General features: G+C 37.1%; 12 protein-coding genes. 11 read left to right on the top strand and 1 reads right to left on the bottom strand.

Annotated features, from left to right (window positions below):
* Positions 1-4 precede the first annotated feature (4 nt).
* Positions 5-1,300, bottom strand: coding sequence for a hypothetical protein (locus tag TOL2_RS12610; protein ID WP_014957823.1), 1,296 nt, complete (start codon positions 1,298-1,300; stop codon positions 5-7).
* Between the two features lie 462 nt (positions 1,301-1,762).
* Here TOL2_RS12610 and TOL2_RS12605 point away from each other — a divergent pair, with 462 nt between their 5' ends.
* The 11 genes from TOL2_RS12605 (at position 1,763) to TOL2_RS12550 (ending at position 20,228) form a co-directional block, all read left to right on the top strand.
* On the top strand, positions 1,763-3,826 hold the full coding sequence (locus tag TOL2_RS12605) for a serine protein kinase PrkA (RefSeq protein WP_014957822.1): 2,064 nt from the start codon (positions 1,763-1,765) through the stop codon (positions 3,824-3,826).
* Between the two features lie 22 nt (positions 3,827-3,848).
* Positions 3,849-5,021 (top strand): DUF444 family protein, encoded by a 1,173-nt coding sequence (locus TOL2_RS12600; protein WP_014957821.1) that lies wholly within the window; start codon positions 3,849-3,851, stop codon positions 5,019-5,021.
* Between the two features lie 150 nt (positions 5,022-5,171).
* On the top strand, positions 5,172-6,812 hold the full coding sequence (locus TOL2_RS12595) for a SpoVR family protein (RefSeq protein WP_014957820.1): 1,641 nt from the start codon (positions 5,172-5,174) through the stop codon (positions 6,810-6,812).
* Between the two features lie 6 nt (positions 6,813-6,818).
* On the top strand, positions 6,819-9,128 hold the full coding sequence (locus tag TOL2_RS12590) for a serine protein kinase PrkA (RefSeq protein ID WP_014957819.1): 2,310 nt from the start codon (positions 6,819-6,821) through the stop codon (positions 9,126-9,128).
* A 173-nt stretch (positions 9,129-9,301) separates the two neighbouring features.
* A complete protein-coding gene (gene mfd, locus TOL2_RS12585; RefSeq protein WP_041279996.1) occupies positions 9,302-12,787 on the top strand; it encodes a transcription-repair coupling factor in 3,486 nt (1,161 codons plus the stop codon).
* 196 nt (positions 12,788-12,983) lie between these two features.
* Positions 12,984-14,210: a class I SAM-dependent methyltransferase gene (locus tag TOL2_RS12580; RefSeq protein ID WP_014957817.1), complete on the top strand. Its 1,227-nt coding sequence runs from the start codon at positions 12,984-12,986 to the stop codon at positions 14,208-14,210.
* Positions 14,191-15,828 (top strand): adenylate/guanylate cyclase domain-containing protein, encoded by a 1,638-nt coding sequence (locus TOL2_RS12575; RefSeq protein WP_014957816.1) that lies wholly within the window; start codon positions 14,191-14,193, stop codon positions 15,826-15,828. The genes TOL2_RS12580 and TOL2_RS12575 overlap by 20 nt, the downstream gene beginning before the upstream one ends.
* Before the next feature lie 105 nt (positions 15,829-15,933).
* Positions 15,934-16,650, top strand: coding sequence for an EI24 domain-containing protein (locus TOL2_RS12570; protein ID WP_014957815.1), 717 nt, complete (start codon positions 15,934-15,936; stop codon positions 16,648-16,650).
* A 672-nt stretch (positions 16,651-17,322) separates the two neighbouring features.
* Positions 17,323-17,532, top strand: coding sequence for a hypothetical protein (locus tag TOL2_RS12560; RefSeq protein ID WP_041279481.1), 210 nt, complete (start codon positions 17,323-17,325; stop codon positions 17,530-17,532).
* Between the two features lie 243 nt (positions 17,533-17,775).
* Complete coding sequence (locus TOL2_RS12555; RefSeq protein WP_014957813.1) at positions 17,776-18,780, top strand: NAD-dependent epimerase; 1,005 nt, start codon at positions 17,776-17,778, stop codon at positions 18,778-18,780.
* Positions 18,781-18,938: 158 nt separating this feature from the next.
* Entirely contained in the window at positions 18,939-20,228 is a 1,290-nt protein-coding gene (locus TOL2_RS12550; RefSeq protein WP_014957812.1) for a nucleotide sugar dehydrogenase, read from the top strand.
* Positions 20,229-20,296: the final 68 nt, after the last annotated feature.

The following is a 20,296-nucleotide window of genomic DNA, read 5'->3' as shown; positions in this document are numbered from 1 at the left end:
AAAATTATTTTGCAGATCTGATGAATTTGTAGATTTGTGAAATTGCTTTTTGATTCCATTTGGGATTTCCGGACAATGTTCTGATTCTATTTTTGTTCAGTCGGTTTGTTGCTGCTTCAACATCTAAACCGTCTGCTTCCAGTCCTATTATGACTTTCATGACGGCAGCCTTATATCTTTCCAGATTTTCTTCTGGTGTGATATCAATTTTTATGACAGGGGTATTTTCTGACTCTTCGTTGCCAAAAGAAGGGGGTTCATTATTAGTCTGATCATCAAGAAGTGTTGATAAATCATCCATTTTCAAGTCTTTATCTTGCACGGTATTATTTGTCTCTTTTTTTAAAACAGGGTCTTGTTCTATTAATAATGAAAGATCATCCAGGTCTTGGGAAGGCGGTAGGGATTTGTATGGAGGGTCATCAATTAGTTTTAAAAGATCATCCAGCTCAACAGGTTGTTCAACAGAGGCTTCTGTTTTAATTGAACTGCTGTTTTGATCAATTAAGGCGGACAGATCATCAAGCGCCAAAGTCTTATCTGTCTTGATATCCTCTTCTGAGGAAACTTTATCAAGGAGTAATGATAAATCATCCAGTTGGTCAGATTCGTTTGCCGGACAGGCGACTTCATCAATCAGTGTTGATAGATCATCCATCTGATCATTGAGTTCTTTTGTATCATCCAGCAACAATGACAGGTCATCTTGTTCTTCGGCCTCATCCAATAGTAATGACAGATCATCCATTTCAATGGGGGGGGCTTTTTTGTCTGTGTCGTCAGGATCATCGCTTGTAATGACAGCGCTTGCCTGATGAATAATCCGTTGAATAGCGGGGTCGTTTTCAAGAAGTGTTTTTATTTCCTGCAATGCATTGGCAATATTATTCATTGCATCGGCTTTTTTTTCTTCAGCTTCAGCTCTTTTTTCATGGGCTATGGCAATTCTTTTCTGTTGTTCGCCAATATCACTGAAAACGGATTTCAAAAGAGTCAATCCGTCCATGCTCAAGCGGATATCTTCTTGTTGAGGCTGGTTTTCAAAAGGGGAGGGAGAGTCATCCGAATTAAATGCTGAGACCAGTTTTTTTTCAATATCGCTGGGAAGCATCCCCATTTCCAGCATTTCTTGTATCATAAAGAGTTTTTTAATCGTTTCAATGGGATAAAAAGGCTGTCCGTCAATGAGGTCATAAGGCATCCATTTGCCGAACCGTTTCAGTAAAAATTTTGTTGTAACTTTACCTATGTTCAGTTCGTTAATGATGCCACTAACTGATAATAATCTTTTTTGTGTCATTTTATCCTCATTGTTACTAATATTAGTTGACTATGGTTGAATCGACAACCTGCTTAAGTTTATTGAATTTTTTTGAATAAATAAAGTCTTGTGAAAAAGAAAAATTTAAAAAAACTGCTTTTAGGTTTTTAAAAAGCATGTATACTTGTCCGATAGAGGATTTATTTTTTTTGGGGGGGAATAAAAATGAAAAACAGTGTAAATATTTTTTACTTGTTACAGTTGCGAATAGCTGTAAAATAAAAAGTAATGTGATATTGAGTAAATCATTTGACTCTGTTTTTTTATCTTGATAAGATTAAAACAATCATAAAATAAAGTATGCGTTGCTTGATTTATATTGGTAAGCGTTAATAAATATCTACCCAAGTATTATTTGTCTGCCATTGGCAGAAAGTAAAAAGAAATTCCAATCAATTTGAATGGCAGCATAAGCCTCCTTGCTGCCCAGGGGAGGGTAAAATGGTCGGCAAAACAGATCCGAAAACTTTAATCAGTCACGTTGATGCAGTTAAAAAAGGAAAACGAGTATTTGAAGATGCTTTTCAGGGTGTTTCCAGAATGATCCTTGATGCGGGTATTCAAAAAATTACAGTAAAAGGGAAATCAACTTATCAGTTTGATATATTCAGTCAGGGGAAAAAGCATCTGGTAGGGATGTATGATGAAATAAACAGTTTTGTTTCATTTGTGAAGGATGCCTCGGAAGGCGGATCATCAAGGGAGATGGCCTTTGTTCTGGTGGGCGAACCCGGCAATGGTAAGACTTTTTTTGTGGAATATCTTTGTGCAAGATACAGGGAATTTTTAAGTATTCCTCAAAATAGGAAGTATACATTCAGGTATATTAATCTGGATCAGATTGGTGGGTATGGTAAAATTAATTTTATTGAATCCCAGACCTATGAAGACCCTATGATCCTGGCCATGAGTCTGAGCGAGATAAAGGACGAGTCAAAAGAGCTTTTTGCAAAGAAATTTAAATTTACTGACGGTCAGATAGATGACCTGTATGATAAATATCGTCCTTTGGGAGCCTGTTCTGCTTATATCCTAAATCAGATCCGGGAACATTGTGACAATGATATTAACAAGATGTTGTCATTTGTTGAAATTACGCCGGTCCCCTTGATTGAAAGCCTTGGAACGATTACAGGTAAATATCCGGCCAAGGATAAGATTACCTCATCTGCCGTGGACCTTATGGGGGAAGAATCCATTCAAAGACTGCTTCATATTTCCGATTCCAATAATCCATATCGGTTCGATTTAAGAAGAGGAGCACTGGCAAGGGTCGCAGGCGGCGGCATTCATTTCAGCGATGAAATTTATAAAAACAAGAAAGATCTGGTACAGGTGTATCTCGGGGTAATCCAAAACCGGATGATTGAAATGGACGGATTTAAATGGCCCATTGATACGTTGATTATTGCCACCAGTAATAATTCCGAATTTGATTCGTTTCTTTCCGAAAGAGAAGAAGCGCCTATTGTCGACCGTTGCAGAATCTGTTATGTGGCCCATAATACGGATTACAAAATTCAGAAAACCTTGACAGAGTATGCCATTGGTACTGATACAAAACGGTCCCTTGATTCAAAAATACTGCATCATGACCCGAATTTAAATTATGCAGCATCCATTGGTGTTGTCCTGACTAGATTGCCCAGATCAGACAAGTTAACTCCAGTGGAAATTATGAAGCTGGCAGCAGGAGAGATCGCCGGAGAAAAAAGCCTTAAAACCCTTGCTGAGCTGATTGATTCTTTAAACCAGGATACGGATATCACCAAAAGATTTGGGCAAAAAGGCCTTGGACAGCGAAATCTTGGCCGGGCTGTACAGCTTTTGTTGGAAAGTTCTGAAACCAATGAAGGCCAATGTATGTTTGCTCTGGATATTTTCAATGCTCTTGAAAGAACGGTACTGGATTATGTTCAGGAACCTGCCGACCGTGCAAAGTTCAAGGAGGATTTGAAAATTGCAAGAGGGCTGTACCGTGAAAGAATTATGACAGAGATGTTCAATGCCTACATGGATGAACCGCTGGCAATAAAAAAAGATGTGATGAACTATGTAAATATGATCATTGGTGTTGATGCGGAATATCTTGGTCCTGATATGATGTGGAAGTATAAAGATCCCCAGACCGGCGAACTAAAAGCTCTTAAAATAGATGAAAGATATATTAAAAATGTTGAAGAGCGGCTTGGTTTGAAAACCGAAGAGCAAAGAGCATCTTTTAGAAATTCTATTAGAAAGATTTATGGACAGAAACTGTCTGTGGATGCAAACTATGATTTTATGGACAACCTGGAACTGGTCAAGGCAATTACAGATGTAAGGCTTAAATCAGATATTGCCGGTGCCGGTTCATTAATTGGCGCTCTTGCCAACAGAACCAACGAAGAAAATCAAAAACTTTATGATAGAATGATTTATACCATGAATGAAAAACTTGGGTATTGCAGAACTTGTGCCCAGAAAACCATTGAATATTTCTGCAGTCAAGAGGATGATAAATAGACAGGGGAGGAGGTAAATACTGATGATAACCCTTGATGAACTTCTTGAAAAAGACAAAAGAAGAGAAGAAGACGGGTTTAAACGAAAAATCCGTATTGGAAGAATTGTCAAGCCTGGGACAGGTGGAAAAGATAAGATCATCATTGTCCCGACAACGGTTGAAGAAAAATTTGTTCATGATGAAATAAACCTGAATCAGGAACCAGGAGAAGGTGAACCCACCGGCGGAACAGGTGAGGGTGAAGAAGGAGATATCATTGGAGAACAACCGGTCCGTCCTGAAGAAGGAGAAGATGGAGAAGAAGGTTCAGGAGAAGGGCCAGGAGAAGGAAAGGGTAGTGAGCATGAACTTGAATCCAACGCATATGAGCTTGGCAAGGTTTTATCCCAGGATTTCCAGCTGCCTAATTTAAAAGACAAAGGGAAGAAAAGAACTCTGGCACGATATGTCTATGATCTGACCGACAAGAACAGGGGAGTAGGTCAGATTCTGGATAAAAAAGCAACATTAAAGAGGATAGTTGAAACCAATATTACCCTGGGAAATATCCCGGATGTGGCAAATATCGATCCTACAAAATTTATAATCTCACCACAGGACATGATTTACAGAATTTTATCCAGGGAGAAAGATTATGAGTCCCAGGCCCTTGTGTTTTTTTTGAGGGACTATTCTGGATCAATGGGGGGTAAAGTTACCCAGACCGTTGTTTCCCAGCATGTGATGCTGTATTCCTGGCTGTTGTACCAATACGAAAAACAGGTGGAAACCCGTTTTATCCTTCACGATACGGAAGCCAAAGAGGTGTCGGATTTTTATAAGTATTATTCCTATAAAGTTGCTGGCGGTACAAAGGTGTTTACAGCATTTAAAATGGTGAATGATATTGTAGAAAGGGAGAACTTGGCCCGGGATTATAATATTTATGTTTTTCACGGTACAGACGGAGATGACTGGGATAAGGAAGGAAAACAGACCATTGTCGAAATTGAAAAAATGATGAATTATGTTTCAAGGATCGGGATTTCCATTGTAGAACATTCTTATGTCGGGTCAAAGCAGACTGAGGTGGAAAAATATTTAAAAGCATCCAATTTGCTCACCAAACACAGTACCTTGATCAAGCTGGATGTAATGGATGAAAATTCGGATGATTCCAGAATAATTCAAGGTATAAAACGGCTTATTTCATAAAAGAAAGGGGTTGCCTGGTGTCTGAACTAAAACCTGAAATTTTTTTGAAAATACCCCTTTTGTTCATTGGGGATTAACATTTCAGATCAACACAATAATCGGTAAAACGGATGGTTTTTGATTGGCACTTAACCTGAAAGTGAGATAACAATGGAACTTGTCAGCCAACATGTCAAAGGCATAATGGAAGAATGTAAATTAAGGGCCCGGGATCAAGGGTTGAAGTTTGATGATGAAACCCTTGAATATATTGTGACCAATCGCGATATGATTGAACTCAGTCCCAAGGTCATGATACCCACGCTTTATGACTACTGGGTGCATGATGTGAGGGTGTTGTCCGGAAAGGGGAGGTATGAAGCTTACCCTTCAAATCCATATGAAACGGTCATCAATACCAGACCTGCCATTTCATTTTATAATGATAATAACCCGGACTGGCTCAATGTGATGATTTTTTATCATGTTCTCGGGCATATTGATTTTTTTCAAAATAATCTTTTCTATAAAAACACATGGGATGTTGATTTAACAGGTCAGGCATTGGCGGATAAACGTCTGATTGCCCAGCTCAGATCTGAAAAGGGCAGATGGGTTGATTATGCCATTGAATTTTCACGCGGTATTGATAATCTGGTAGGGTATCAAAAGGAACTCAACCATACGATCATGAATGGAACCCAACATAAATTGAGTAAAATAGATTTTTATTTTGATATTTTTTTACAAAAAAATAAAAAGGTTTCTACCCATGAATATTTAAAAGAGATCACACGATTTAATGCCACAGACAACATCAATGAAGAATTTTTTGATCAGGTTGTCAGCCAATATCCTGAATTTGATGAATTATATAAAAAAGAATTGACCGTTAAATTAAAACCTGAACTTGATATAGTTGAATATATTCTTCGACATTCATCGTTTTTAAAAGAAGATGAAAATCAATGGATTAAATCCGTGGTTCAAATTGTTAAAAACACCTCTTTATATTTTCAACCGCAGATTAGAACAAAAATCATGAACGAGGGGTGGGCAAGCTACTGGCATGAATATCTTTTTATGAGAGATGACAGGATCTGCGGCCATGAAATCGACTATGCCAAAGTAAATGCAAATGTAACCGCCATGCCAAAGGTCGGATTAAATCCCTATGCTCTGGGGATGAGATTGTTTCAACATATTGAAGAGATGGAAGACAGGGGATGCTATTCGTTTGATTATATGTTTTTAAAAGATGAATTTGAAAAGAAAAAATATAACAAGAGAAATGATTCAGGAGTTGAATTTATATTAAAAGTTCGTGAAAATTTTAATGATTTTACGTTCATCAATACCTATATTGATCAGGAATTTGTTACCAAGCATAACCTTTTCGTTGCTGGTAAGCGGTTTGATCAGTCCAGAATGTCCTGGAAATACTATATTAAATCCAAAAAGGCTGAAGATTACAAGGATATGATCATTGATACGCTGTATCACCCTCCTGAGATATTTGTTGATAGAGCAGGCACAAAAGATGGAATATTGTATTTGAATCATAAATTTGAAAATAAACCGTTAAAACAGGATTTTATTGAAAATACAATGGTCGGCATAGAATATTTATGGGGTGGACCTGTACACCTTGAGACCAGCGAACCTATTAAATCAGGACAGCCTGCTGCAGGCTATGCCAATTATTATGATCCTACTTCTCATCAACCAGACGAAAAAAAAACGGAACCTATCAAATGGAAAAGAATGGTGTATGTGATGGAAAACCGTAAACTTCATAAACGGGAGTTATAATTTGATATGGAAATAAACGCTTCAAAAAAAACATCTGTGGACCAAACCCTTGATCTGCTTGATAAAAATATAACAGATTACCAACGGCTGAAGCCTGTTCCGTTTGAAGAATTTTTAAACATTTTAAATGCCAAGCCTTCTCATATTTTAAGAAATATTTTTCAGGCCTTCCATGACATGATCAAGTGCTATGTTGATGAATCAGAAGACACCATCTCAAGGGATGTTGATAAGCTGACCTTTACAAATTATGATTGTTCACGGCTGTTTGTTGAAGATTCTGAAAATCCCTATTTCACGGACATGTTGTTTGCCAACCGATTTATGAAACAAATGGAGTATTTACGGCACGGGGCCCAGCAGAACAGGATATATATCTTTTATGGACCCCATGGTTGCGGAAAAAGTACATTTTTAAATAATTTATTAAAAAAGTTTGAAATGTATGCCAATACGGAAGAAGGCCTCAGGTATGAAATTGTATGGCGCCTGGATATAAAAAAACTTCAGGACAAAGACAAATCTTTGTCCATATCAGCCTTTGAAAAACTGATTCAATATGTTGAAAAAGGAGAAGATACAGGATCGAAACGGGATTCCAATGAAAAAATATTTATCCCTAAAAATGCCGACTATATTGAAGTACCCTGTATTTCACATGATAATCCTTTTCTGGCCATACCCAAAGAACAAAGGCGGATAGTTCTGGATGAACTCATTAAAAATGATGAATTCAAATGGCGCCTTTTCACGGAAAAAGAGTATGAATGGGTTTTTAAAGAAGAAGTTTGCACCATTTGTTCTTCGATTTATCATTCTTTGCTGGAACGATTGGGAAATCCTTCGGAAGTGTTTAAAATGCTGTATGCCAGACCTTACTATTTTAACCGTCGTCTTGGAAACGGCATAAGTGTTTTTAATCCAGGTGACAGGCCTTTGAAAATGAATACGCTTTCAAACGAGATGCTTCAAAACAGGATCAACAGCCTTTTTCAGGACAGCAATGTTATCAATTACCTGTATTCAAGGTTTGCGAAAATCAATAACGGGATTTATGCGCTCATGGATATTAAATCCCATAATATTGATCGAATGGTTGAACTTCATAATATCATCTCTGAAGGGCTTCATAAAGTTGAAGATATTGAAGAAAGAGTGGATTCATTGTTTTTTGCCTTGATGAATCCTGAGGATAAACGAAGTATTCGTGATTTCCCGTCATTTGAAGACAGGATCCAATATATTGATATTCCTTATGTTCTTGATGTGAAAACTGAAGTTAAAATTTATAATAATATTTTTGGCAGGCATATTGAAGGCAGCTTTCTGCCCATGGTACTTGATAATTTTGCCAGGATTATTATCTGCACAAGAATTGGTAAAAAATCACTGGCATTGGCTGAATGGATAAAAGATCCGTTAAAATATAAAAATTTTTGTGATGAACAGCTGATGCTGTTAAAAATGGAATTGTTTTCCGGTAACATCCCAAAGTGGCTCAAAGAGGATGATATTAAATCCCTTGATAACAAGATGCTTAAAAAAATTATTGCTGAATCGGAAATATATGGAAAAGAAGGGCTGTCCGGTCGTGATTCCATTAAAATTTTTGATCGGTTTTATTCAAAATATGCCAAAGAAGACCGTTTGATTAATATGCCGGATTTGTGTACATTTTTCAATAAGCTCAATGATCAGGTAAAAAGAATGATTCCCCATCAATTTCTTGAATCTTTATTAAGAATGTATGATTACAGCGTTCTTCAGCAGGTCAAAGAATCCTTGTACTATTACAATGAAGAACAGATTGCCAAAGATATTAAAAATTATATTTCTGCTGTGACCAATGAGTTTGACTCGGTTGTAAAATGTATTTTTACAAAAGAGGAGATCCATGTAACTGAAGCCTTTCTTGAAAGCATTGAAAACAGGCTTCTTTCTGAAGATATGGATAAGAAGCGAAGACAGGAGATCCGAAATGATGTGTTAAAAGAATACACAACCCGAACCCTGACCCAGGAGATCATGATAGAGGGAAAAAATATTACGGAAACCAGGCTGTTTGAGTCTTTATATGACCGATATGTTCACAACCTTAAAAAAAGGGTGCTTGAGCCTTTTATTGAAAATGAAAATTTCAGGAATGCCATCAAAGATTTTGATACGGATAAATATAAAGCTCATGACAAAAGAATTAAAAAAGATGTGAAGTTCCTTTTGGACAATATGTCCAGAAAATTCGGATATTCAACCAAAGGGGCCAATGAGGCATGTATTTATGTGATAGATAACGATCTGGCAAACAAGTTTAAATAATTTTTCTTGATTTGTTCTTGATTCTTTTTAAAACTTCTTTTAAATCAAGACCATAATTTTTATGTGTGACCTTCAGTTTACGAGTGACCTTCAGGTTGTGCGTTACTTTTAGGTTAACGTGTGACCTTAAGGCTAAAGGAAAACGGTATACCGTCCAATCGGTTATGGCAAAGATGTCAAATCATATAATCAAAGAAATTCAAGCCACGGACAATAATGTGGTTATCATTCCGACAGACGGATCTCATAAGGCTTGTTTGATATCTCAATTGTTTAATGACTCAAATGATTCAATTGTTGTTATTTTAAGTGATACAAAAAAGGCGCTGGGCTTTTTAGATGAACTGAATTTTTTTTTGCCGGATAAAAAAGACCATATTGTTTTTTTTCCAGGATATCATATCCTGCCGTTTAAATCCCTGGCCTACCATAGAGAAACATCTACAAACCGGCTTGCAGCGTTGTCAAAAATCATGGATTCGGTTTTTCATCCGTTAATTATAGTAACGGTTGTGGAAACAATTTTGCAAAAGCTGATTCCTAAAAAAAGCCTGAATGAATTTGCAGAATTGGTGATTGCCAATGAAGAAATTGACAGGGATGAATTGATTTTAAAACTTGAGTCCGGTGGCTATACCAAAACCTCTCTTGTGGAAGATCCTGGAGAATATTCCGTCCGGGGCGGTATTCTGGATGTGTTTTCTCCGGGAGAAAAATATCCGGTTCGAATTGAATTTTTCGGGGATTTGGTAGAATCCATCCGCTATTTTTCTCCATTTACCCAAAGAGGGGTTAAAGAAATTTATGAGACCGTCATTATCCCGGCAACCGAAGCTGTCGTCAGCAAAGAAAATTTGCCCCATATCCTTGCACGTCTCAGGCAGGCCGGAAATATTGCAGGTCTTGATGCACCAAAAGTCAGAGGGTATGTGAATGAAACCAGGGAATTTGGAAGATTTCCTGGTATTGAAAGCATGCTGTCCATTATTTATGATGATTTAGATACGTTTTTTGATTATATTCCTGAAAACAGTCGTTTACTGCTTGATGTTCCTGACGAACTTGAATTTTGCGCAATGGATTTTGAAAGTAAAGCATTTTTCAATTACAAAACAACTGCATCCGAGAGCAGGCTTTGTGTTGAACCTGATTCCATTTACTTGAAATGGGATAAAATAAAGTCTCTTATTCAGTCAAAAAAGCATACATCATTTAAGCTGTTTGATCCTGCCGTTATGCCTTTAAATGAAGCCCGTCAAACAACATTCTCATTTGATTACCAGGATAATACAGAGATTTGTTCAATGCTGAAAAGGGAAGGTACCAAAGATAATCCTTTAAGGCCCCTGGTAGACTGGTTTAACGATCATATTGAAAATTACAGAAAAGTTTTTTGTGTTCTCAGTCAAGAGTCACAATCCAAACGGTTGCTTTCGCTATTGCAACCCTATGGAATAAAACCCGAACCGTGTCAAGCATTTCCCCTGGCAATGAAACAAAAACCAGGGATTTATTATTTGTTCGGAAATGTATCCTCAGGATTTGTCCTGAAACACGAAGATCTGGCACTTGTAACTGAAAATGAAATTTTCGGCAAAAAAAGAATTCGCAGGCAAAAGCCGGTCAGACAAGATTTGAAAACCCAGTTTATCACGCCGGAAGAGTTGAAAAATGGAGATATTGTTGTCCATATTGAGCATGGAGTCGGACAATACGAGGGATTATGCAGTTTAAGCGTAAATGGTATCTCTCAGGATTTTATTCTCATTCTTTACCAGGATAAAGATAAGCTATATTTGCCGGTTGATCGTATTGAAATGATTGGCAAATATATTGGCGTGGACGGGTATACGCCGGTTCTGGATAAAATCGGTTCCAAAGCCTGGATAAAATCAAAAGCCAAAGCCAAGGAAGAAGTTGAAAAACTGGCTGCTGATCTTTTAAATCTGTATGCAAAAAGAAAAGTGAATAACGGATTTTCATTTTCCAGGCCTGATAATTATTACAATGATTTTGAAGCTGCGTTTCCTTATGAAGAGACCCGTGACCAGTTAAAGGCTATTGATGATGTGCATTTGGATATGGAGTCCGAGATTCCAATGGACCGGCTGGTTTGCGGAGATGTGGGGTACGGCAAAACAGAAGTTGCCATCCGGGCAGCGTTTAAAGCGGTAAACGATGCTAAACAAGTGGCGGTTGTGGTGCCCACCACCATATTGGCAGAACAGCATCTGTCAACATTCAGGGAGCGGTTTGCCCAATATCCTGTTCATATTGAATGCCTGTCAAGGTTTCGAACTCGAAAAGAGCAGGCAAGAATAATCAAGGCAATTCGTTCCGGTCTTGTGGATATTGTTATTGGAACCCACAGGCTGCTGCAAAAAGACATTGATTTTAAATCCCTGGGACTTTTGGTGATTGATGAGGAACAGCGGTTTGGCGTAAAGCATAAAGAAGCATTGAAAAAAAAGCGCAGTTCCGTGGATGTCCTTGCCTTGACCGCTACACCCATTCCCAGGACCCTTCATATGTCTTTGACCGGAATGAGGGATATTAGCGTGATCACAACTCCCCCTGCAGACAGGCAGCCGATCATATCCTATATTTCAAAATATGAAGATCCAATTGTTAAGGATGCCGTTAAAAGAGAATTGTCAAGAAACGGCCAGATATTTTTTGTGCATAATAACATCAAGACTATTTTCAAGGTCTCACAAAATCTGGAAAAACTTGTTCCTGAAGCCAGGATTGCCGTAGCTCACGGAAGGCTTTCGGAAACCGAACTTGAAAAGGTGATGCTCAAGTTTGTGAATCTTGAAATTGATGTTCTCGTATGCACAACCATTATTGAATCCGGTCTTGATATTCCTTCGGCCAATACCATGATTATCAACAAAGCCGAACACTTCGGACTTTCTCAGATATATCAGTTAAGAGGAAGAATCGGAAGAGGGGATCATCAGGCCTATGCCTATCTGTTTGTTTCAGATGAGAGCAGATTGACAAAGGATGCAAAGAAAAGGTTGGCAGCCTTGATGGAATACAAAGATTTGGGTTCAGGATTTCAAATCGCGATGAAAGATCTGCAGATACGTGGTGCTGGAACGGCCCTTGGTGCATCTCAATCAGGACATATAGCGGCCGTTGGGTATGACATGTTTTTAAAATTGCTGGATCAGGCTGTTCATGATCTGAAAGGGGAAGACAACATTGAACCTTTAGAGCCTGAAATCAATGCGTCCATGTCATCGGGGTTCCCGGATGATTACATAGAGTCTGTTGAACAGCGGTTAACCGTATACAGGCGGTTATCAAGGATTACCATGGTTTCAGATATCTCAGATATGAAAAAAGAACTGACAGACCGGTATGGGAAACTGCCCAAAGAAGCTGAAAATATGCTCTTAAAAATCATGCTGAGGGTTTATTGTATAAAGGCAGGTGTTCAGAGGCTTGATATTTCACCCAACATATTAACCCTTGCCTTTTCTGAAAAACATATGAAAAGACCTCTGGATGAATTAAATACAGCTTTAAAGGGTATGGTTCGTTATGAATTTGTCAAAAAAGACAGCATTCGAATTCAGTTGGGAAGAAAAAGGAATAATATTTCCAAAGCACTTTTAGAAACCAGGAATATCCTCAAAGCGATATCCTGAGCGATCATCAGTCATAACAGCGTATTAACTTGATGCGTTGTGAGAATATTAATACTCATTATTCTAATATAAAATTTGTTATTTTTTTAAGATAAGCCTTTATCTTTTTATGATATTTAATATAATCGAGTTAAATTTTTGAATCTTTTATAAAAAGTTTTTTTTAAAATCTCAAACTTCTATGAAAGGCGAAATTATGAAATTTTTCATCAAAAAAGAGTCTTTTTTCTTAAAAAAGTTTATCCAAACGCTCAATCAGGAAAAGATTCCCCTTGAAATTATTGATACAAAAGGGAATAAATATTCAACAGCACCTCATGGGATAAAACACAAAATTTTTATTAAAGACCAAAAATTTTTTAACGCCCTTATTTGCCCGGATGCATTTTCTCTCGGAGAGGCATATGTAAAAGGATATTTTGATATATCCGGCAGCATAAAAGAACTTTATGAACTTGTCTGTGATAAATTACTCAACACTGATCAACGAAAAAGTATAGTTACATTTTTTTCCAGTTTTTTTGTAAAAGCAAAGAAAAAGGAAAAGGAAAATATTGAATACCATTATAATGTTTCCAGTGATTTTTATCGATTGTTTTTAGGCAAAACAATGGGATACACTTGTGGATATTATACAAGTGAAAGAGCAACAATGGATGATGCTCAAAATGAAAAAATGGATATTATCTGTAGGAAATTGAGACTTAAAAAGGGAGATAAACTTCTTGATATCGGTTGTGGATGGGGAAACTTTGCTGTTTATGCAGCAAAACATTATGGTGTGAATGTAAGCGGAATTACCTTGAGTTCCAAGCAGAAAAAATATGCTGAAAACTGGATAGAAAAAGAAGGCCTGTCCCATAAAATAAATATAAAAATTTTAAACTACCGGGATCTTGGCAGTCAGATATTTGATAAAATTTCATGTGTGGGGATGTCTGAACATGTGGGAAAATCCAATATGTCCGTTTTTTTTAAAACAGTTTATAATAGTCTTAAAAAAGGCGGCCTTTTTATGCAGCATACCATTACCACCAATAATAGGAGGAAAAAAGGATTTGAAAATTCATTTATGGACAAATATATGTTTCCGGGAGGTGAATTAATGCTTGAACAGGATTTATTGGATCTGGCATCGTCTTCCGGGTTTGAGCTGCTGAATGCAGAAAATTTCAGAACTCATTATGTGAGGACATTAAATGATTGGATACTGATGATGGAACGACACAAAGATAAATTGCAGCAGATTGTATCAGATAATATTTATCGCATTTATCATGTTTTTTTTATCGGATCACTGATTTCTTTTAAAACAAAAGAAATTTCCTTGTTTCAAAATCTTTTTTATAAAACAGATTGTGATAACAACAGCACTGAAATCTTTTTAAGCCCGTACGCTAAAAATGAAACCCGAATCGTCTGATATGGAAAAATTTGAACGAATTGTTTTTAAGAAGAAAAATCCCCTGGGTCTTCTTTTGTCCTTTTCTTTGAAATTAATGCAGGCCAGCCAGGCAGGCCTTTTGTTTGGTACCAACAAGACCTACTCGAAATTTTTGCCTCCTGATCAATGGGACAGGGGGGTGATGCATAAGTTTGACGGAAAGGGATTTAAGGGGGTGGTTTTAAAATATTTTGGCACCTGGATCGTAAAATATAAAGGATTATCACCTGTCAGACTGTATAAGGAGACTCAATTCGGTGAAACAAAAGAAACTGACGGTATTATTTCTTTTGTTCTTAGAAAACATCAAGATTTTTATGAAAAGGGCATTAAAATCCTCATTATTGATACCAGCCCGGAAGCATTAAGGTTTGAAGTATTAAATGATGCTAAAGAAAATTTTTCAAAGGTGTCTATTCTTTCTTATGATGGGGATGTGTTTAAATCCTTGTCTGATTTGAAAATGAATACTGCCATTGTCAATCAGTTTAAGTCACAAAATTTTATTTGTGCTTATATACCGGATTATGGTGCCATTGTTTTTAATATGATTGATGAGAATCTGCTGCAAAAAAATAAAGACGGATTCATAAATAAATTACAATTAAAAAAACGATTAAATATGTTGATTTCCGCAATTGAAATGGCATCAATTGCATATATCGGGTTAGCCAGAGGCAGGCAGGCGGCCCATATCATATGGCGTAAAGAAAAAACGCTTAGAAAGACCGCATTGCGATTAAAAAATAAAGAAATTGAATTGAATGAGCAGAAAAATTATCTGAAGGCCGTGGGTGCGGTCAACGAAAATCAGCTCAATATGGAAGCTGTCAGTATAACAGATGGTGTTTATGCGTTTATTGATATGATAGGATCAGCCACCTTGAGGAAGAAAATAATAAATCCCCTGGATTATTTTTTTATATTAAACCTTTGTCACCAGATTGCCGCCGATAATGCAAATCGTTATTCCTGCAGGGTGGATAATTTTATTGGTGATTCTGTTTTTCTGCAAAACGCATCACCTTTTGATGATGAAAAAGCTGGTTTTCCCATGGGAACACATGAAAGAATAATGCTGATCATCTTTGCCATTACCTCGATTTTTAATGAAATACATTTGCTGAAAACAGGCCGGCATGACATGGATAAGTCAGGCAGGGTAAAAAAAATATTGGATGAAGCGCAAACGAATATCAGCTTTAGAGCCGGAATGGAAATGGGGACTGCTTTGATCGGTCCTTTGGGTAGCCAAAAAAGAAGAATTGTAACCGCTATAGGTAAAGCTGTAAATACGGCATCACGACTTGAAAGTACCGGTGTGCAGGATGGAATTCATATCAGCGAGAATGTAATGAACCTGTTAAAAGATGCTCATATTACAAGAGATACAAAGATTGTCTGGCAAACTGTTTTTATAGGAAATGATCTGAAAAAAAGCGAAACATTAAACGATTTGGATTTTTTTAACTGTTATAAAACAACTTTTGGAATTAAAGGTAATGTGATCAAAGAACAAAAAAACATTTCATATAAAGAGTTTTCAAAAAATATTTCATATGTAATCAAATGTATCCCTGATTCGGATAATTTTTAGATAGTATGTTCATGAATTTTGACGGTCTTAACGTTGAAAAAATACTATTTATATAGTACACATGTAAGTATTCCATAACAATGAGCAAAGGAAAGAAATTTTAACATGAATTTATATTATGGTATAAAATATAATATCAAAGGGGTGGCGCTGGCTTTAAAAACACCAAAGCTATTGATGCTTGGGGTGTTGCGATTTTTTGTCGTTTTTTTGTTAACGGTTCTTTTGTCCGGTCTTGTTTTATATTGGCATAATGAGATTTTAATGATGCTATGGAAAATGCCGGAATCCGGCTGGCTGATATATCTATGGAAAGCAGTTTCATGGATATTATCCGTTTTTTTGGCTGCCATTTCCATGGTGATGGCATACTTGATATCACAATTGTTGTTCTGTGTGTTTATCATGGATTATATGTCCAGAATAACAGAAAAAATTGTTATGGGAAAAGAGGCACATTTTGAACCTGAGTCGTGGTTTGGTTTCTTTGTACACCTTATAAAACAGGAAATACCCAGGGCGATTATCCCGGTTTTGATTACCCTGATAATCATGGTGACCGGTTTGTTAACACCTTTGGGTCCTGTTATAATCTTTATGTCATCCATTGCCGCCACTGTTTTTCTGGCATGGGACAATACAGACTTGATTCCTGCCAGACGTATGGTTCCATTTAAAACCCGGTTTGGATTTTTAAAAAAGAATCTATTGTTTCATGTGGGGTTTGGTCTTCTTTTTCTGATCCCCTGGTTGAATATTGTATTTTTATCGTTTGCACCGGTTGGTGCAACCCTTTATTATCTTGATAAAGAAGGGCAATGATTTAAATAACTGCCAAGGGCAGATTTGTTCTTTCATCCGGATTTGCCTGCAACCAAAAATAAAAGTCAAGATTAGGTTTAAAAGAACTTTTTATATGAAAATAAAGATATTTGTATGGAAGTGATTTGCAAACAGTCGCCTCACAGGGTATCTGGTGAAGAGAGCAAAATATTATCACAAAAAGAGGAAATTATTGTCTGTGCATACTGTAATCATTATATCACAGATCCTTTAAAACAAATAATAGTCAATGGTTCGTTTAGTCATGTATTTGCCAATCCTCACGGTTATGTGTTTGAGATTGGCTGTTTTTCTCATGCCGGTGGGTGCAGGCCAAGCTCAATGTCTTCTGATGAGTTCTCATGGTTCACGGGGTTTTCCTGGCAAATCTGCAGCTGTAATTATTGTTCAAATCATTTGGGATGGATGTTTTCGTCAAAATTAAAAATTTTTTATGGGCTTATTCTTGAAAGGTTAATTTTTCCGTAAAAATCTTTTGACAATTTTTGACAATTTTATATAATATAAAGACTATGCAGTTGTATTGTTAACCTGATGTGAATCCTTTGATATTCTTACCCATTGTACTTGTCATTTAGAACTCGTTTTGCAATCATTTTGCCGCCCTCCGCATAGTTTGAATTTTTAATTTAAGGCTTTAAGGAGAATATAATGGATCATGCAAAAAGTGTTTACACGAAACGTTCTCCCGTGGATCGCAGATCCCCGGTTGACAGGCGCATATTAGATATGGGGCCGGGGTATCCCGGCCGGGAAAAGAGAGCAAAGCCAAAAGGCCGTAGAAGAGGCTGGGAAGACAGATACGGCTGGGAAAGAATCAGCAAGTGGTGCAGCTCACCTATTTATTCTGATTTGCCATAATTACTGCAGCTTAAATGATATTTTTCATGAAGGTGCCTGAAAAATAATTTAAAATTAAATCATTAGATATTCCGCTTTGCCAAGGCTTCATGCCAGTGAGCATGTCAACGGATTTTTGCGTCTAACCGTCCTATGGCTTAGAAAAATGATGATTCTCATTGTTTTTTATCTGTTGTCTGTGTTAAAAAATCAAAATATTTTATCCGTTTTATAAATCAAAATAACGATCAGGTAAGGAATATTATGAAAATTCTTGTAACAGGTGTGGCAGGTTTTATCGGATTTAATTTGAGTTGTCGTCTGCTCAAAGAGGGGCACCGCGTTTATGGTATTGATAATTTAAATGATTACTATGATGTGAATCTTAAAAAAAACAGGTTATCTATTATTGAAAAAGATTCAAAATTTAAATTTATTCTTGGTGACCTTGCTGACAGAGAAAAAATAAAAATTTTATTTGAAACTTATCAATTTGACTATGTTGTAAATCTTGCAGCCCAGGCCGGGGTCCGCTACAGCATTGAAAATCCGGGATCTTATATCGACAGCAACCTTGTGGGTTTTGGCAATATCCTTGAAGGGTGCCGGCATTCCGGGGTAAAGCATCTGGTTTATGCTTCAAGCAGTTCTGTCTATGGCCTTAATACCCACATGCCGTTTTCCGTCCGGCATAATGTGGATCATCCCATCAGCCTGTATGCTGCATCGAAAAAAGCCAATGAATTAATGGCCCATACTTATAGCTATTTATACAACCTTCCCACAACCGGACTTAGATTTTTCACGGTATACGGTCCATGGGGACGGCCGGATATGGCCCTTTTCCTTTTTACAAAGGCTATCTTAAAAAATGAACCCATCAAGGTTTTCAATAACGGGGATATGCAAAGGGATTTTACCTATATTGATGATATTGTAGAGGGTGTTGTCAGGGTAATGCATAATGTTCCCAAGGCTGATCCTGACTGGAGTTCCGACACACCCAATCCATCCAGCAGTTGTGTGCCCTATAAATTGTATAATATAGGTAATAATCAACCGGTTGCCCTGATGGAATTTGTTGAAGCCATTGAAACTGCCATTGGCAAAAAAGCCGTTAAAGAGTATTTGCCGTTACAGGCCGGTGATGTGCCTGCAACCTATGCAGATGTAAATGATTTGATAAAAGATACCGGCTTTAAACCCTCAACTTCCATAGAAGAGGGTATACAAAATTTTGTTAAATGGTATACAGACTATTATAAATAAATGCCTATAAATAAATGCCTATAAATAAATGCCAAAGGCAGACCTGGCTATTTTTTTACAACAATCTGGTCTCTTTGGTTTGTCAATAACAAAATATGAAATTTTTGTTTTGATTTTTGAAGACTTTTATATGAAACGATATTGGGAGAACGCTTTTAATGGATAAAAACACAAAAATTGCGGTTATTGGTCTGGGTTATGTTGGATTACCACTGGCAGTTCATTTTGCTGCAAAATTTCACACAATCGGTCTTGATCTAAAAGAAAGTATTATTGAAAACTGCAAAAAATTTGAAGATCCCACAGGTGAAGTGTCAAAGGACGAGTTTGAAAAAGCAGCATATTTTTTTCCGACATCTGATCCATCCAAAATTTCAGATGCGGATTATATCATTGTTGCAGTTCCAACTCCCATAGATACTGCACGACGTCCCGATTTGAAGTACATGGAAAGTTCATCTCAGACTGCTGGAAAATATATGAAAAAAGGTGCTGTTGTTATCTTTGAATCCACTGTTTATCCTGGTGTTACAGAAGAGATCTGCGTTCCTATACTGGAAAAAGTATCCGGATACGAGTGGAAAAAGGATTTTCATGTGGGATATTCTCCAGAACGGATTAATCCGGGAGACAAGGAACACACCTTGCCAAAGATTGTAAAAGTTGTTTCAGGAGATGATGAAGAAACCTGTGATCGGGTGGCAATGCTTTATGAAACCATTATTGATGCAGGGGTTCACAGAACTCAAACCATAAAAGAAGCTGAGGCTGCCAAGGTAATTGAAAATACGCAAAGAGATTTGAATATTGCATTAATGAATGAACTGGCTCTTATTTTTGATAAATTTGGTATTGATACAAAAAACGTATTGGAAGCGGCCGGTTCCAAATGGAATTTTCTTCCTTTCAAGCCAGGGCTTGTGGGCGGTCACTGCATTGGGGTTGATCCCTACTATCTGACCTTTAAGGCGGAATCCGAAGGCTATCATCCACAGGTCATTTTATCGGGTCGAAGAATTAATGACAATATGGGACGGTTTGTGGTTGAAAAAACTATTAAAATGATGATCAACCAGGGATTGAATGTCAAGGATTCAAAAATAGGGGTTCTGGGGCTTACCTTTAAGGAAGACTGTCCGGACCTGAGAAATACCAGGGTAGTTGATATCATTGAAGAACTTTGTTTATATGGAACCAATGTCCTGGTTCATGATGCAATTTCAGATCCCAAAGAGGCCCTGGCATATTATAATATAAATCAATGCGAATGGGATGAGCTCAACGAACTCTCCGCTCTTATCCTTGCAGTACCCCATAAAGAATATTTGAAAAAAAATCTTTCAGAGTTGAAAAAGATGCTTCTTCCGGACGGCTGCTTGATTGATGTAAAATCAGTGTTTGATCCACAAGAAGCAAAAAAAATGGGAATCAATTTCTGGCGTTTGTAAACAAAAAGGTAGTGAGATATGAGTAGTGTGCAAATTGCCAGCTCTGCTTTTCTCACAACTCACTACTT

Source organism: Desulfobacula toluolica Tol2 (assembly GCF_000307105.1).
Classification (GTDB): domain Bacteria; phylum Desulfobacterota; class Desulfobacteria; order Desulfobacterales; family Desulfobacteraceae; genus Desulfobacula; species Desulfobacula toluolica.
The sequence above is the reverse complement of the archived record's forward strand: the minus strand, read 5'-3'. Positions and strand labels throughout refer to the sequence as shown.